Below are 16,382 nucleotides of genomic sequence, written 5' to 3' on the forward strand. Positions count from 1 at the left end.
TTTTAGTTATACAATTTATTTCTTATTATAAATGTCAAAGACCTTTTTTACTGAACCACATTTCTGTAACAATTGTTTTGCTTTTCCTTCGTCCAGTCGCAGTTCTTCCATAATCATCCTTACCCCCCGGTCTACCAGTTTTTGGTTGCTCAGTTGCATATTGACCATTCGGTTTCCTTTTACCCTTCCTAATTTTATCATTACGGAAGTGCTAATCATATTGAGAATCATTTTCTGTCCTGTGCCGCTTTTCATACGCGAGCTGCCGGTCACAAACTCCGGACCTACAATCATTTCGATGGGAATATCCACTGCGTGTGAAAGGGGAGAATCGGGATTGCTGCTGATTCCTGCCGTCAGTATGCCCCGTTTCCGTGCCTGTTGCAATGCGCCGATGACATAAGGCGTTGTTCCCGAAGCGGCAATGCCTACCACGGTATCTTTGTCATTGATGTGGAAAGTCTGTAATTCTTCCCATCCCTTCAGCATATCGTCTTCCGCATTCTCCACCGGATGCCGCAGAGCCGTTTCGCCTCCGGCTATTATACCTATTATATAAGTATCGGGCATACCGAAAGTCGGTGGAATCTCCGAGGCATCCAATACTCCCAAGCGTCCGCTGGTTCCGGCTCCGATATAAAACACCCGTCCGTCTTGCTGCATCCGTTCCACGATGCCAGTTACCAGTCTTTCTATTTGGGGAATACAGGAGCGCACAGCTAAGGCTACTTTTTGGTCTTCCTCATTGATACCTTCCAATAGGCTTCGCACGGATAACTGTTCGAGGTCTTCGTGCAAAGACGGTTGCTCGGTTATTTTAATAAAACTCATATTCCGAAATAATAATTTATCAATCCTTCCATCGGACTCTTCACTATCTTGCCGACTTGAATGCCCAATGCATCGGCTGCTTCTTTTACCTCTGTCCGGAAGTGCCATGCGATGGAGCCGATAAAGTGAACGGGGCAATCGGTATATTCATACAGCATCACATTCCTTTCGAAGAAATCGGTGAAGCAGGAAAGTAGTAACGCATGAATCTCAGTTCTCTGTCGGTGTGCGGATAAGAAAGGAGTGAGACTTGCCAGAAAACGGTTGGCAAGCGGCTGCCGGTATACTTTGTCCAAGATAAGGGCAGGAGTCAGCTCATATTCTTTGAGCAGCAGTTCGCACAAGTCGGGGGGGAGTTGTTTTTTGAGGCAGTCACCCACCAGTCGTTTACCCAGCACAGCTCCGCTTCCTTCGTCCCCCAATATATACCCTAGTGGAGAAACATTGGAAACAATTCTTTCACCGTCGTACTCGCAGGAATTCGATCCCGTTCCCAGTATACAGGCAATGCCTTTCTTGTGTCCGCACAAGGCGCGGGCGGCTCCCGACAAGTCACTCTCTACCGCAATATGAGCGTGTGGAAAACATTCGGTGAGAGCATCTGCTACAATGCATGCCTTTTCGGGAGTGCAACCGGCACCATAGAAATAGAGTTCGGTGACGGTGTCTTTTTCCGTCAACTGTGAGAGAAGGGTTTCTGTTATTTGCCGGATTATTTCTTTGGTGGAAAGATAAAACGGATTGATGCCGGGAGTCTGAACTATCCGGTAATCTGTTAGGTTGTTGCCTATGCACCAATCGGTTTTGGTGGAACCACTGTCTGCTATTACAATCATGGTTACTGATAAATGGTTATAGTATATGCAAAGATATGAATAATAATTGAAAAAATGCATCTTTATCAGTCACAGGTTCCTGACCGGTTGAAATATCCTCAATAAGGACAAGCATTACTTGCAATGAAAAACTTTATTGAAGCGGCCTGTCTGTCAATAAGACCTTCCTTTGAATACGCTTGATTTATCCAATGGCAACAGAGTGCCTGACAAGGTAAGTCTGTTGGAGTGAAAATTAGGAAGGATATCCACTGTCGCATTGTTGCTGCCGTTGGTCAGTGTTATATTGACTTGGGCAGAAATGCCTACACCTGTGATATTCATTGCCAGTCGGACATGACCTTTTTTGTCTGTGGTCACTTTATAACCAGATACATTGCCATCCACAGTTACTCCGCCCAAACCATTAGGACCGCTTGCAGGAATATTGAAAGCTACCTGTACGGAAGCTCTCTCACCATTGACAGTCACAAAGTTTGTATTTGAAGAGACAAATGCTGTTCTGCCCCGTTTAAAAATAACCTGATCTGCCTCTAGGGTGAAGGCTTTGTCTTCTATGGCTTGTTTGGCTTCTTCAAACAATGCCTGCTCCATGGCTCTTTTGGCTTCCTTTCGTTCTTGACGACTCAGCTTTTTTTCAGATGTTTGCGCTTGTGAGTATCCTACACAGCCAAACAATACAACTAATACCAATAAAATAATTTTTTTCATATACCTTCTGTTTTATATGTTATCGTCTGAAAAGGAAACAATGCAATGGCTTGTATTGTTGAATTTAACATTAACTTTTTAAGGTTTTCTTTCCAAATTCGGGGTTAATCTTCAGCAGTGCCGTGACTCCGAATGTGGCAACGCAACATATCATAATCCAAATAAAGAAGTGGTTGTATCCCAGGTGTTCTTGCAACCATCCGGCAGCCATTCCCGGAATCATCATGCCAAGTGCCATAAAAGCGGTACAGATGGCATAGTGTGCCGTCTTGTGTTCGCCGTTGGCAAAGTAAATGAGGTAGAGCATATAGGCCGTGAATCCGAAACCGTATCCAAACTGTTCAATGAAAATACAAATATTGACAAGCAACAAGGAGTCCGGCTGTACATGGCTGAGGTATACATAAACAAAATCAGGTAATGAGATAGCCCATACCATCGGCCAAAGCCAGCGTTTAAGACCCCCTTGGGCTACGGCAATACCTCCCAGAATACCTCCTAACGTCAGTCCTATGATACCGACTGTTCCTTGCACGAATCCTACTTCTTCGGTGGTAAGTCCCAAGCCTCCTTTTTCAACAGGATCGAGTAAGAAAGGAATTCCCATTTTGGCTAATTGTGCTTCGGGAAGTCGGTATAGCAACATGAATGCGATAGCAACGGCGGCGTGCTTCTTTTGGAAAAAGGTGGTAAAGGTGGTAAAGAATTCTTTCATCAGCCCAGAAGCGGATACTTCTTTTGCCGGATGGTCGGCAGCCGGATGGGGGAGAATGAAACGATGGTAAAGCCACACGGCGAGGAATATTCCAGCAAGCAGAAAGAAAGTGATAGACCAGGAGTAGGGAATGTTGCCTGTCACTGTCTCCAGCCGGCCTGCCAACATGATAAGCAGCCCTTGCCCGGCAATAGTGGCGATGCGGTAAAAAGTGCTGCGGATGCCTACAAACAGTGCTTGTTCGTGAGAGTCGAGTGCCAGCATATAGAATCCGTCGGCAGCAATGTCGTGTGTGGCGGAACTGAAGGCGAGCAACCAGAACAGAGCGAGTGTCAATTGAAAAAAATGGTCGGTGGGGATGGTGAAGGCAATACCGGCCAGCCCCGCACCGATAAGCATCTGCATGGTGACAATCCACCGGCGTTTGGTCTTGATGAGGTCGATGAACGGACTCCACAGTGGCTTGATGACCCAGGGCAGGTTGAGCCAGCCGGTATAGAAGGCCAGTTCGGTATTGCTGATACCCAGCCTTTTATACATGACAAGCGAGATAATGGTCACTGCGACGTATGGCAATCCTTGCGCAAAGTAAAGGGTGGGTATCCATGCCCACGGTGATGTCTTTTTCATTATTACCTATAAGATTGGATTAATAGAAACGGCGGATGTCTGCTCCTTTATAATAGTGCAGCAGAATCTTGTCGTATGTATAACCTTGTTCTCCCATAACGGCGGCACCGATTTGGCATAAGCCTACTCCGTGCCCCCAGCCGGCGCCTGTCAGCAGGAACCATTCCGGTACACCGTTTTTCAATTCTCCTTTGTCAATGACAAAAGCCGAACTGAATAAATGGGAGGAGGAAAGGGTGCGGCGAATTTCCAGTTCTTTACCGATGGTGAGGGTTTTCAGTGTGCCTACGATTTTTAATTTGCAGATGCGTCCTGATTTTCCCCGTTGGATGGGAATTAAATCGATGATGTTGCCGTAATCGGTTTTTGTGTTCTGACGGATGAGTTCGACCAGCTCCTCTTGGGTGTAGCGCACTTTCCAACGATAGAAGTCTGTCGTTTCGCGGTCGTAGTTGTTCAGTATCTGCGAGATGACTTTCTTGTCGTGTGTGTTGCAGAAGCCCTGAGGGGAGGTGCGTATCCACCGTTCGGCTTCAACTTCCTTGGTTAAGTCGGGAAGCGGTTGCGGAGTTTCTTTTCCGTCATCTCTGATGGCGGACAGGTAGGGGTAGTCTTTGTCCTCCCAACAATAACCGAACTCTTCGGTTGCTCCTCCACAGCATTTGGAAAAACGGGCGTCGCAAATGCCCTGACCGTACATGAGCAGTTGACCGCGTGTGGCGCGGATGGCTTCGGCAACTGTTGCATTGGATGCCTTGGTGATTCCCTGATAACGCTGGCAATGGTCGTCGGCACATACATCAAAGATGGTGTGGTCTTCGCGGTCATACCAACGGATGTATTCGTTTTCGGTCTTCACAAAAGAAAAGAATCCTTCATTCTTGTTGCACATGGCTTTGCGTTTCTCCATCTGGGCAAAAAGCCAGCTGCGCGAAACAACTGCGTGTGCTTTCAAAAACTCCAATGAAGAGGTGGCACTCATTTCCGATGAAATGACGCTTATCAGATAGTCTTCTACCGGAAGAATATTGATAGCTGTTATTTTGCCTTCATCTACTACCAGTTTCAATGTCCCCATAAAGCTCTGGGTTTCCTGACGCTCCCAGTGGAAGTTGATTCCGATGGTCACATCGTAGAGGGAGAATGAAGTGCGCTCGTCTTGTGGGGTGAAGGTCAGTTCACGATATAGATTTCCGTTCCATAGGATACCTCCTTCACTGAAAGAAACACTTTGTTCGCCGCATACAATCTCGCCTTTGGCAAAAAAACTGCCGTTCAGTGAAAAATGAATTTCTTGTGCATTTACTATTCCTACATTTATTTCGGGCTCTTTCATAGTCTGTTTTGTTTTCGATACTTTTTAATTATTTCCTGTGCATCTTCGCGTGCCAGTCCGACTTCTTGCAGGATTTGTCGGATGTCTGCAGCCGATATTTTTTCAAAATCTTCTTTGCGTGGAGTGACAATGATGCCTGCCATATCAAGGGTTCCCGGACTGACAAGCATTTGTTTGCCGGCTTTGGCGCTATAACATTCGGGGCGGTGCTTGCTGCGCGGAATAATGAGGATGGTTTGTTTTTCATCTTCTTGCCATGCCAGTATGTTTACTTTCGCTTCTGGTTCGGTATTGCTGCACGGCAATGCTTTCATTATATTTTCGAACAGTGATTCGTCCTTCTTTCCGTCGTGGTATTGCTCTATGCTGAACAGGGGACAGGCGTAATGATTGATATAATACAAGTAGGATGAATTGATTAGAAGCTTTTTGTGCGTTTCATCTACTGTTACTTTATTGTTTGATAAGAGTAATGTCTTTTCGGTGTCCGGCTGACGGTAGAAATTAACCAAGGGGATATTTTCCATTGGCACTCCCTGAAAATGCAAATGATCGGGGGCGGAAGCTCCGCAAAGCGCTCCATTGTAGAATAAAGCATATTCGGAGGGCAGTTCACTGAAAATTAGATTGATGGATTCGCAAAAATCCAAAGGCAATACTTGTTCGTGATGCTCTGTATGTGGAATGGTGATGTGGTATGGTAATATCGGATAGGGATTCACACACAGATTGAAGTGATATCCGATGCAGCGAGTACGCTGTTCTTCCGGCTGATTCTTTTCACAAAGAAAACAAGGGCGGTCGGATATGCTTTGGGGGTCTACCTTGGCTCCGGTGGAAACCATGCGTGCGGGGTTGTGCTGCACGGTAAACGGGATGCCGCAAACCGTTTCCTGTTTGACGAGCACATTTTTTAGGGAGGTAAGATTGTCACCGGCCAGCTTCCAGTCGGCAAATTGTTCTTTTATGAAACGTTTGTTCTGTATTTTTCTTTCGTTCCTGTTGTTATTCTTGTACTGCGTGCTATAGCTCTTGCGGATATTGATTTCGTGTGTGCGGAGGCTGTCTTTGTAATGGTTATTGGCATTGACTTGCTCAATGTTGAGTGCGGCATCCGAGTTCCCTTCCCAACGGCGGCAAAGGTATAATTCTTCGTAAATGCGACCTATCTTATAGGTGCGTGAAAAGGCCAGCCCTAATGCGTAGTCTTCTCCGTAACTGACATTGGGGACTCCGATTTCTCTTAAAAGGGGAGTGAAGAAAGCACGGGGAGCACCCAGGCCGTTGATGCGCAGGGCATTGTTGTGGCCGTTGCTTATGCTCCATTCTTTATGGTCTATGATACCCGGAGCAATGGTGTTCAGGTTGAAGTCCGTCATTCGGTACGTGCCTATCACCATGGCGCATTGTTCTTTATAAAAGGTGTCTACAATGGTTTGCAATGTCTGCGGACTGCTATAGAGGTCGTCACTGTCCAGTTGTATGGCGAAACGGCCACACTGGGGATGATGGATGGCGAGGTTCCAGCAACCGCCTATTCCCAAATCGGTGCGTTCGGGTTGCAGATGTATAACTTGCGGATTGTCTTTATAGCGGGCAATTACTTCCGATGTACCGTCTGTGGAGTGATTGTCTGTGATGATAATATTGAAGGGGAATTCTGTCTTCTGTCCGAGGGCGGAACGGATGGCGTCGTCTATGGTGCGAACCCTGTTTCTGACGGGAATGATGACGGACGCTTCATTGGCAAACACTTCTGTATGGAAGTTTACCTTTTTGAAATTAGGTGGCAAATAGGCACCTGTTCTTTTCAGGTATCGGGTGAAGGCCTGTTCCATCTCAATCTGTACTTCACGGTTGCGCGGGTTGACGTAATCAAACTGCTTTTCGCCCGACAAGCGGTTATCCTGTTCCACTTCGGTGTATAAATATTCATTGATATGGGTAATCTTTCCCATTTCGGCTATGAATAAACGAGTAGCATAAAGTCCGGCATATTGGTAGGTCTCGCAGCCGTTCTCCATAGAGTCGGCTGCCCCGATAAGATATTCGCTTCTGAATGCCAGCAAAGAGCCAAAGTCGAAATCATCGCGTACACTGCCCAGTTGGTAATCAATGGCGGGATGCTTTTTCTTTTCTCCTTCTTTCCATTCGTAATGGTCGGTATAAACCATGCCGGTTTCATGGTCTTGCAGGAAACTGACGATGCGTTCCAATGCCATATAACCTAACTCGAACGGAGATGTTTTGGTATACAATAACGTGAAAGGAGTGTTTGCCTTTTGAGCAATCTTCTTAATCGTATCACTGCTGTTCAAAGAATCAATGGTTAATATTTCACATCCTGAGGGAAGGGATAAAGCCGGCTCTTCGGTGACTCTCAATAAATAGATTTTGTTGACGACACTACTGTCTTTCAAAGCTGTAACAGCTTTGCCTATTGCTGTGTTTTCTTCGTATGGAATAAAACAATTAATTGTTTTTCTCATCTTTAAATGTATTTCTCGGCGCAAAGATAGGTAATATATATTATTTTTTCTCTACCTTTGTACGCTAATTGTCTTTTAAATATAATGGAAACTCCAAAAACGGTATTACTTGGCAGGACTTTAAATGAGATTCAGCACATAACGCAGAATCTGGGAATGCCTAAATTTGCTGCAAAGCAGATTGCATCTTGGTTGTATGAGAAGAAAGTCGCTTCGATAGACGAAATGACTAACTTGTCACTGAAGCATCGTGAGATGTTGAAAGATGGGTATGAAGTCGGGGCCTCCGCACCGGTGGAAGCCATGCGCTCGGTAGACGGGACGGTAAAGTATCTGTTTCGCACGGCGGCCGGAAATTTTGTAGAGGCTGTGTATATACCGGATGAAGACCGGGCTACTCTGTGTGTTTCCTCACAAGTGGGATGCAAGATGAATTGTAAGTTCTGCATGACTGGGAAACAAGGTTTTACGGCTAACCTGACTGCCAACCAGATTCTGAACCAGATATATTCCATACCGGAACGCGATACGCTGACCAATCTTGTGTTTATGGGGATGGGAGAACCTTTTGACAACTTGGACGAAGTGCTGAAGGTGCTCGAAATACTTACCTCTGATTATGGCTATCGTTGGAGCCCGAAAAGAATAACCGTATCTTCTGTTGGATTGAGAAAGGGATTGGAACGTTTCCTGAATGAGAGTGACTGCCATCTGGCTATCAGTATGCATACTCCTTTCCCGTCGCAGAGAAAAGAATTGATGCCTGCTGAAAGAGCTTTCTCTATTACCGAAATTGTAGATATATTGCGTAATTATGATTTCAGTAAACAGAGACGGTTGTCTTTTGAATATATTGTATTTAAAGATGTGAACGATTCTTTGGTATATGCCAAAGAAATCGTTAAATTGCTGCGTGGCATCGACTGCCGCATCAATTTAATCCGTTTCCATGCTATCCCGAATGTTGATTTGGAAGGAACGGACATGGAAACAATGGTGGCGTTCCGTGATTATTTGACACAACATGGGGCTTTCGCTACCATTCGTGCATCAAGAGGGGAGGACATATTTGCAGCCTGCGGAATGTTGTCGACAGCCAAACAACAGAAAGAGAAAGGCGTTACACTATAGATTACTAAATATAATACCATAAGAATTATGAAACGAATCGCATTCTATTTGAGTTTGGTACTGGTGGTGCTGGTGCTGGCTTCTTGTAAGAAAGGACAGAAAAACTTGTTTACTCCGACTTCCAGCGGAAGACCTTATGAAGTGTTGGTGGTAGTAAATAAGGCAGTGTGGGACCGTCCTGCAGGACGTGCATTATTTGATGTGCTGGATACGAATGTTCCCGGACTACCTCAAGCAGAACGCTCGTTCCGTATTTCAAATATCGCTCCCGAACACTTTGATCGTGTCATGAAGATTTTCCGTAATATCATTCTTGTCGATATTCAGGATATCTATACGCAGCCTAAGATAAAATTCTCGCGTGACGTATATGCTGCACCGCAAATGATTATGACTATTCAGGCCCCTAACGAACAGGAGTTTGCAGACTTTGTGGAAAAGAACAGTCAGGTGATTATCGACTTCTTTGTGAAATCTGAGATCAATCGCCAGATTAATCTGCTGAAAGAAAAACATAACGATGCCGTTTCTGCCAAAGTGGGTAGTATGTTTGATTGTGATGTTTGGATTCCTCAGGAATTGTCGAATTATAAGACCGGTGAAAATTTCTTGTGGGCTTCTACCAACCGTGCTTCCGCCGATATGAACTTCGTCATATATTCTTATCCTTATACTGACAAGAATACCTTTACTAAAGAGTTCTTTGTGCATAAACGCGATTCGGTAATGAAAGCTAATATCCCGGGTGAACGTGAAGGTATGTATATGGCTACCGACTCTATGTTTGTCGATGTCAAGAATATTATGGTAAAAGGCGAATATGCTCAGGAGGCACGCGGATTATGGGAAATGGAAGGCGACATGATGGGTGGCCCGTTCGTTTCTCATGCTCGTGTAGACCGCGCCAACGGACGTGTGATTGTGGCTGAAGCATTTATCTATTCTCCCGATAAGATGAAACGTAACCTGATGCGCCAGATGGAGGCTTCGCTCTATACGTTGAGATTGCCGAATGAAACGCTGTTGGACGAAGTGGTGGTCAATGCCGATATTCCTGAAGAAAAGGTGGATTCAACTGCAAAGGCAGAATAAAATAGAACAGATTAATAATAACTAAATGGAAGATAATAACAAGATAAGAGTTGGTATTACTCACGGGGATATCAACGGAGTGGGATACGAAGTCATTCTGAAGACTTTCTCGGATCCGACTATGCTGGAACTTTGTACACCTATTATTTATGGCTCTCCAAAGGTTGCGGCTTATCATCGTAAAGCAATGGATATTCAGGCAAACTTTAGCATCATCAACTCGGCTGATGATGCTATGCCGGATAGACTGAGTATTCTGAACTGCACGGAAGACGAACTGAAGGTTGAACTCTCAAAACCTACAACAGAGGCGGGAAAGGCTGCTTTGGATGCCTTGGAAAGAGCTTTGCAGGATTATAGAGACGGTCTGATAGATGTATTGGTTACTGCTCCTATCAATAAAAATACGATTCAGTCGGAGACATTCCATTTTCCCGGACATACCGAATATATCGAGGAGCGTGTGGGGGAAGGACAGAAGGCTTTAATGATTTTACTGAAGAATGATTTCCGTGTGGCGTTGGTGACAGGGCATGTGCCGGTTCGTGAGATAGCCAAAGATATTACGAAAGAACTGATTATGGAGAAACTTGCCATCTTCCATCGTTCTTTGAAAGAAGACTTCGGAATTGACAGTCCACGTATTGCAGTCTTTTCACTGAATCCTCATGCGGGAGACAATGGACTGATAGGTACAGAGGAAAATGAAATTATTATTCCGGCCATCAAAGAGATGGTTGCCAAAGGGGTGCAATGTTTCGGACCTTACCCTGCTGACGGATTTATGGGATCGGGTAATTATACCCATTTTGACGGTATCCTGGCTATGTATCATGATCAGGGCTTGGCACCGTTCAAAGCATTGGCCATGGACGAAGGTGTGAATTATACCGCAGGACTGCCCATTGTACGCACATCTCCGGCGCATGGAACAGCTTATGATATTGCCGGTCAGGGTATTGCTTTGGAAGATTCATTCCGTCAGGCCATTTATGTAGCGATGGATGTATTTCGCAATCGTATCGTTGAGAAAGCGATTCATGCGCATCCGTTGCGCAAGCAATATTATGAAAGACGTGATGACAGTGATAAGTTGAAGTTGGATACTATAGACGAAGAAGATTAAGAGAAATGAAGTTCGCAATTATATCAGCGGGTGAAGGATCCCGTCTTTCACAAGAAGGGGTTGCTTTACCCAAACCTTTAGTGCAACTCAATGGAGTGGCTATGATTGACCGTCTGATACGGATTTTTATCCGTAATGGGGCTGATAAGGTGGTCGTTATTATTAATAATGAGAGTCCGTTGACTAAGGAGCATCTTGCTAAGTTGCAACAAGAAACGGAAGTGCCTTTGGAAGTGATAGTGAAGACCACTCCCAGTTCTATGCACAGCTTTTATGAGTTGAGTTCTTGTTTGCAGGATGACAAGTTCTGTCTGACTACCGTAGATACGATTTTCCGTGAAGAAGAGTTTGCCACATTTATTGAAGCGTTCAAGCAAGCTGATAACGACGGATATATGGCAGTTACAGATTATATTGACGATGAAAAGCCACTTTATATCTCTACCGATGAAGCTTTGAACATAACGGGATTCCATGATGCGGCAATTCCCGGGTGTCGTTATATTTCGGGAGGCATTTATTGTCTGACACCGGCTGCTATCAGAACTTTACACGCATGTATGGACAAAGGAATGTCACGTATGCGTAATTTCCAAAGACAACTGGTCGCGGACGGCCTGAAACTGAAAGCCTATCCTTTTAAGAAAATCTTGGACGTGGACCATGCCGGCGATATCGTGAAGGCGGAGGCTTTTTTGGCCGGAAAAGAATAAACTTAAAGCACTAACATAAAGGAATGGATGAATTTTCAATAATAGGGGTAAGCCGTGGTAATGAGTATTCTCCTAATCATGTAGACAATGATGCCGCCATTTTTAATAAGGTGGCGGATGAGTTGAGGCTGTTGGGATGTAAGGTAGAGCTCTATGCGGAGAAAGAATTTGTAGCTTGCGGAATAAAAGCGGATGTGATATTTGACATGGCTCGTGACAGGGCGACAATTGCCCGCCTGAAATCTTTGGAAGATGAAGGGGCTTTGGTTGTAAATTCGGCTTATGGAATCGATAATTGCGTACGCAGACCCATGACGGAACTTTTGATAAAGCACGGTGTCCCCCATCCGCGGAGTTTCATCATATCTACGGAACAGCAGTTTGAGGAAGACTGTTATCCGTGTTGGATAAAACGCGGTGATTCTCATGCTATGGTAAAGGAAGATGTATGTTATGTCACCGGCAAAGAAGAGGCCGAACGGGTTTTGGCTGATTTCCGTAGCCGGCATATACCGATAGCTGTGATAAACGAGCATCTTCAGGGTGATTTGATTAAATTTTATGGTGTTCAGGGAACGGACTTCTTTTATTGGTTCTATCCTTCTCCTTGTTCGCACAGCAAATTCGGTTTGGAGAAAATCAATGGCGTGGCCAAAGGGATTCCCTTCAACGAAGAAGAACTTAAGAAATATAGCGATATGGCGGCCGAGGTACTGAATGTCCCCATTTACGGAGGTGATTGTGTGGTATCTGCCGAGGGCGAACTTAAGATAATTGATTTTAATGACTGGCCCAGTTTTGCCCGTTGCCGTGAGGAAGCAGGCGGAAAGATTGCAGCATGCATCTATAACCGGGCAAAGAAAAAGCAAATGAAAAAATAGAGACATGAGTAAAGAGAGTGAGAAGAAAGGAATAGAGGCTTCTTTCAAATCAATGGACACGGAGGAGTTCTTGGATATTTATTTTAATCGGCCTATTGGCTATGCATGGGCCTTATTCTTTAAAAAGCTGAAAGTGCACCCCAATGTAGTGACTATCTTATCTATTATTTTGGGTGTAGGTGCGGGGGTGATGTTCTATTACCCCGATATGAAACACACTATTATCGGTATTTTGTTGTTGATGTGGGCAAATCATTATGATAGCGCTGACGGACAGTTGGCCCGACTCACAGGACAGAAAACCCAGTGGGGACGTATGCTGGACGGATTTGCGGGTGACATTTGGTTCTTTACCATTTATGTAGCTATCTGTCTCAGACTGATGAATCAGCCGATGCCTTTCAATATCGGTGGCGGAATGCATTGGGGAGTGTTTATCTGGATTCTGGCTTTGCTTTCGGGTACGATTTGTCACAGTAAACAATGTACGCTGGCGGATTATTATCGCAATATTCATCTTTATTTCCTGAAAGGGAAAAGCGGTAGTGAGCTGGACAACTTTAAGCAGCAGCGCGAAATATTCCACAGCTTGCCATGGAAGGGAAACTTCTGGTGGAAAATATTCCTTTATTTCTATGGAAACTATACTCGTCAGCAGGAGGGGATGACTCCTAATTTTCAGCAATTCTATGCGCTGGTGAAGGCGAAGTATGGCGATAATATTCCACAAGAACTGCGCGATGAATTCCGTGCTGCCAGCAAGCCGTTAATGAAATATACCAATATACTGACTTTCAATACACGTGCCATTGCATTGTATATTAGTTTGCTGATAGGCGAACCGTGGCTTTATTTTGTGTTCGAGATTGTAGTGATGACCTCATTGTTCGTATATATGCGCCATTGCCACGAGGCTGTCAGCGCTCGTTTTTACCATAAATACGCAGCATAGTGAAAAGTAAATATAGAAATATATTCCTGATATTCGGAATCGTTGCCATTGTTGTGATGCTCTGTACTTTTGATATGGAGTATGACGAGTTGTTGGCTAATCTTCGCAGGGCCGGAATTTGGTTGCCGGCTGTCGTAGGGTTATGGGTTATTATTTATTTATTCAATACTCTTTCTTGGTACATTATTATTCGGGATGGGAAGAAGGGAACGCCTATTCCGTTTTGGAAAGTATATAAACTGACCGTTTCTGGTTTTGCCTTGAATTATGCCACTCCGGTCGGCTTGATGGGCGGAGAGCCTTATCGCATTATGGAACTGACACCTTATGTGGGTGCAAGTAAAGCCACTTCGTCGGTCATCCTATATGTGATGATGCATATTTTTTCGCATTTTTGTTTCTGGTTCTTCTCCATCTTTTTGTATTTGGCGCTTCGTCCGGTAGATTTTGCAATGGGGACGGTTCTTTCTGTGGTTGGTTTTCTTTGTCTGCTTGCCATTTACTTTTTTATGAAAGGGTATAGAAACGGAATGGCGGTGCGCACTTTGAAGTTGTTGCAGCATATTCCTTTTATAAAAGGATGGGCGAAACGGTTTTCGGAAAACAAAAGAGAGACATTGGAACGTGTGGACAGCCAGATTGCGGAGTTGCATAAACAGCGTAAGTCCACTTTTTATGCTTCATTGGGGCTGGAATTTATGGCGCGTATCTTGGGATGCCTGGAAGTGTATTTCATTTTGAATATCCTGACGACGGACGTCTGCTTTCCCGCATGTATTCTGATTATGGCGTTTACTTCTCTGTTTGCCAACATGTTCTTCTTTTCTCCCATGCAGTTGGGAGCACGTGAGGGGGGATTTGCGTTGGCGGTAGGCGGACTAGCCATTCCGGGTGCATTTGGCGTTTATACCGGATTGATTACCCGTGTGCGAGAATTGATTTGGATTGTAATAGGTGTGTTGCTGATGAAAGTTGGTAATGGTACGCCTGCAAATAAATAAGTATGAATATGTTGAAAGATATCAAAGGAGTTATATTTGATTATGGCGGCACGATAGATACCAACAGCCGTCATTGGGCAGAGGTTTTGTGGAGTAAATATACGGAATACCATGTGCCGGTAGACAAGGAAAGTTTTCGGGAGGCTTATGTGTTTGCTGAAAGGGCTTTGGCTAAATATCCTTTTGTTCGGCCGCAACATAATTTTCATGATGTTCTCTCTATCAAGACCAAGTTGCAGGTGGAGTATCTGGCTGAACAGGGAAAACTGCCGCTGGACGAAAGGATGTTGCAAACTTATGCAAAGCAGGTGGCGGACGGCTGTTATGAATATGTGCTGGAGGTGCTGAAGGTGACTCGTCCTGTGGTGGAAGCGCTTTCCAAAAAGTATAGACTGGTGCTTGTATCCAATTTCTATGGAAACATCCAAACCATCCTTAAAGACTTTGGACTGTACACCTTCTTCGATGATATTATTGAGTCGTCGGTGGTAGGAGTGCGCAAGCCCGATCCGGCCATTTATCGTTTGGGAGTGGAGGCAATGGGATATGAGGCCGGCAAAGTGCTGGTTGTCGGAGATTCTTTCTCGAAAGATGTTGTCCCGGCAAAGCAAGTCGGTTGTCTGGTTGCCTGGTTGAAAGGCGAAGGATGGGGAGGAGAAGTGACAGATGAATCCGTACCTGATGTGATTCTTACAAATTTGGCAGGCCTGCCGGCATTATTATAAGGAATATGGAAAAGCAAAGATATGCATTGGTCAAAAGGAACTATTTAGTTCCTTTTGTTTTGGTTACCTCTTTGTTCTTTTTATGGGGATTTGCGCATGCCATTCTTGATGTGCTGAATAAACATTTCCAAGAGGTGCTGGACATTACCCGTACTCATTCGGCCATGGTACAGGTCTTGTTTTATCTGGGATATTTTGTGATGGCTATTCCGGCAGGACTTTTCATCACAAAGTATGGCTATCGGCGCGGAGTGGTTTTGGGGCTGTTGCTATATGGCATCGGTTCATTGATGTTTATTCCCGGAGAATACTGGATGTCTTTTGAGTTTTTCCTGCTCTCTTTGTTTGTGATAGCGTGTGGATTAGTGTTTCTTGAAACAGCGGCAAACCCTTATATGACGGAGCTGGGAGACAAGGAAACGGCTGCCAGTCGATTGAATTTGGCGCAATCGTTTAACGGATTAGGCTGTATTTGCGGGCCATTGGTCGGTGGTTTGTTATTGTTCTCCGACGAAGGCTCTTCGCACATTTCGTTCCCTTATATGTTGATGGGCATCGTGGTGCTGGGGGTGGCTTTGGTGTTTTCCCGAATTAAACTTCCGGAGATTGTGCATACGGATGAAGCAGGTGCGGAAGACAGTGGCAAACAAGGATTATGGTCGCATAAACTCTTTGTATTCGGGGTATTTGCCTTGCTCTGCTATGAGGTGGCAGAGATTTCAATCAACAGTTTCTTTATAAATTATGTAGTAGATGACGGATGGATGAATGCTCGTGATGCATCGGTGCTGCTTTCTTTCGGAGGACTGGGGCTGTTCATGTGCGGACGCTTTATCGGTAGCTGGATAATGAGATTTATCCGTGCCGAACGTGTGCTGTTATGTTGTGCTGTCGGAACGGTGTTTGCCACATTGCTCGTAGTATGCAATTTGGGTCGTATATCATTGGTCGCTTTGTTCTTGATTTATGCATTTGAGGCCATTATGTTCCCCACCATCTTCGCTATATCTTTAAAAGGGCTGGGAAACCACACCAAGCGTGCTTCTTCTTATCTGATGATGTCTCCGATAGGAGGGGCTATCGGTCCGGTGTTGATGGGATATGTGGCAGACAACAGTACTATGTCTTTGTCATTTATCGTACCTTTTGTAGCATTCTGTGTAGTCTTGTTTTATTCCTTGCGGGCAGAACATGAATCCATAGAACAATAAAG

Annotated in this window: 15 protein-coding genes; 9 read left to right on the forward strand and 6 right to left on the reverse strand. The window is 44.8% G+C overall.

Annotated elements, in window-relative coordinates; genetic code table 11:
- Window positions 1–15: 15 nt before the first annotated feature.
- From murQ to IR173_RS07050, 6 genes are all read right to left on the reverse strand, one after another.
- Complete coding sequence (gene murQ / locus IR173_RS07025; protein WP_237038947.1) at window positions 16–831, reverse strand: N-acetylmuramic acid 6-phosphate etherase; 816 nt, start codon at window positions 829–831, stop codon at window positions 16–18.
- Window positions 828–1,667 (reverse strand): ATPase, encoded by an 840-nt coding sequence (locus IR173_RS07030; RefSeq protein WP_237038948.1) that lies wholly within the window; start codon window positions 1,665–1,667, stop codon window positions 828–830. The genes murQ and IR173_RS07030 overlap by 4 nt, the downstream gene beginning before the upstream one ends.
- 153 nt (window positions 1,668–1,820) lie before the next feature.
- Window positions 1,821–2,378, reverse strand: coding sequence for a DUF4251 domain-containing protein (locus tag IR173_RS07035; RefSeq protein WP_237038949.1), 558 nt, complete (start codon window positions 2,376–2,378; stop codon window positions 1,821–1,823).
- A 70-nt stretch (window positions 2,379–2,448) separates the two neighbouring features.
- Complete coding sequence (locus tag IR173_RS07040) at window positions 2,449–3,723, reverse strand: MFS transporter (RefSeq protein ID WP_237038950.1); 1,275 nt, start codon at window positions 3,721–3,723, stop codon at window positions 2,449–2,451.
- 19 nt (window positions 3,724–3,742) lie between these two features.
- Window positions 3,743–5,059 (reverse strand): SpoIID/LytB domain-containing protein, encoded by a 1,317-nt coding sequence (locus IR173_RS07045; RefSeq protein WP_237038951.1) that lies wholly within the window; start codon window positions 5,057–5,059, stop codon window positions 3,743–3,745.
- Window positions 5,056–7,548: a DUF4922 domain-containing protein gene (locus IR173_RS07050; RefSeq protein WP_237038952.1), complete on the reverse strand. Its 2,493-nt coding sequence runs from the start codon at window positions 7,546–7,548 to the stop codon at window positions 5,056–5,058. Before IR173_RS07050 ends, IR173_RS07045 begins: the two co-directional genes overlap by 4 nt.
- A gap of 84 nt (window positions 7,549–7,632) precedes the next feature.
- Here IR173_RS07050 and rlmN point away from each other — a divergent pair, with 84 nt between their 5' ends.
- From rlmN to IR173_RS07095, 9 genes are read left to right on the forward strand one after another with little or no spacing between them, the layout of a single operon-like run.
- Window positions 7,633–8,679, forward strand: a complete 1,047-nt coding sequence (gene rlmN / locus IR173_RS07055) for a 23S rRNA (adenine(2503)-C(2))-methyltransferase RlmN (protein WP_237038953.1) — start codon at window positions 7,633–7,635, stop codon at window positions 8,677–8,679.
- A 27-nt stretch (window positions 8,680–8,706) separates the two neighbouring features.
- Complete coding sequence (locus tag IR173_RS07060; RefSeq protein ID WP_237038954.1) at window positions 8,707–9,771, forward strand: DUF4837 family protein; 1,065 nt, start codon at window positions 8,707–8,709, stop codon at window positions 9,769–9,771.
- A 25-nt stretch (window positions 9,772–9,796) separates the two neighbouring features.
- Window positions 9,797–10,897: a 4-hydroxythreonine-4-phosphate dehydrogenase PdxA gene (pdxA, locus tag IR173_RS07065; protein WP_237038955.1), complete on the forward strand. Its 1,101-nt coding sequence runs from the start codon at window positions 9,797–9,799 to the stop codon at window positions 10,895–10,897.
- A gap of 5 nt (window positions 10,898–10,902) precedes the next feature.
- Entirely contained in the window at window positions 10,903–11,610 is a 708-nt protein-coding gene (locus tag IR173_RS07070; protein ID WP_237038956.1) for a nucleotidyltransferase family protein, read from the forward strand.
- Window positions 11,611–11,633: 23 nt separating this feature from the next.
- The gene (locus IR173_RS07075; RefSeq protein ID WP_237038957.1) at window positions 11,634–12,491 is read left to right on the forward strand and encodes an ATP-grasp domain-containing protein; all 858 of its coding nucleotides are present in this window, start codon (window positions 11,634–11,636) and stop codon (window positions 12,489–12,491) included.
- A gap of 4 nt (window positions 12,492–12,495) precedes the next feature.
- Window positions 12,496–13,443, forward strand: coding sequence for a CDP-alcohol phosphatidyltransferase family protein (locus IR173_RS07080; RefSeq protein WP_237038958.1), 948 nt, complete (start codon window positions 12,496–12,498; stop codon window positions 13,441–13,443).
- Window positions 13,443–14,444, forward strand: coding sequence for a lysylphosphatidylglycerol synthase transmembrane domain-containing protein (locus IR173_RS07085; protein WP_237038959.1), 1,002 nt, complete (start codon window positions 13,443–13,445; stop codon window positions 14,442–14,444). Before IR173_RS07080 ends, IR173_RS07085 begins: the two co-directional genes overlap by 1 nt.
- A 2-nt stretch (window positions 14,445–14,446) precedes the next feature.
- A complete protein-coding gene (locus IR173_RS07090) occupies window positions 14,447–15,169 on the forward strand; it encodes an HAD family hydrolase (protein ID WP_237038960.1) in 723 nt (240 codons plus the stop codon).
- Between the two features lie 5 nt (window positions 15,170–15,174).
- Window positions 15,175–16,380 carry a sugar MFS transporter gene (locus tag IR173_RS07095; protein ID WP_237038961.1) on the forward strand — a complete coding sequence of 402 codons (1,206 nt, stop codon included), beginning with the start codon at window positions 15,175–15,177 and terminating at the stop codon, window positions 16,378–16,380.
- Window positions 16,381–16,382: the final 2 nt, after the last annotated feature.

It is taken from the genome of Phocaeicola faecalis (assembly GCF_021730445.1).
GTDB classification, from domain to species: domain Bacteria; phylum Bacteroidota; class Bacteroidia; order Bacteroidales; family Bacteroidaceae; genus Phocaeicola; species Phocaeicola faecalis.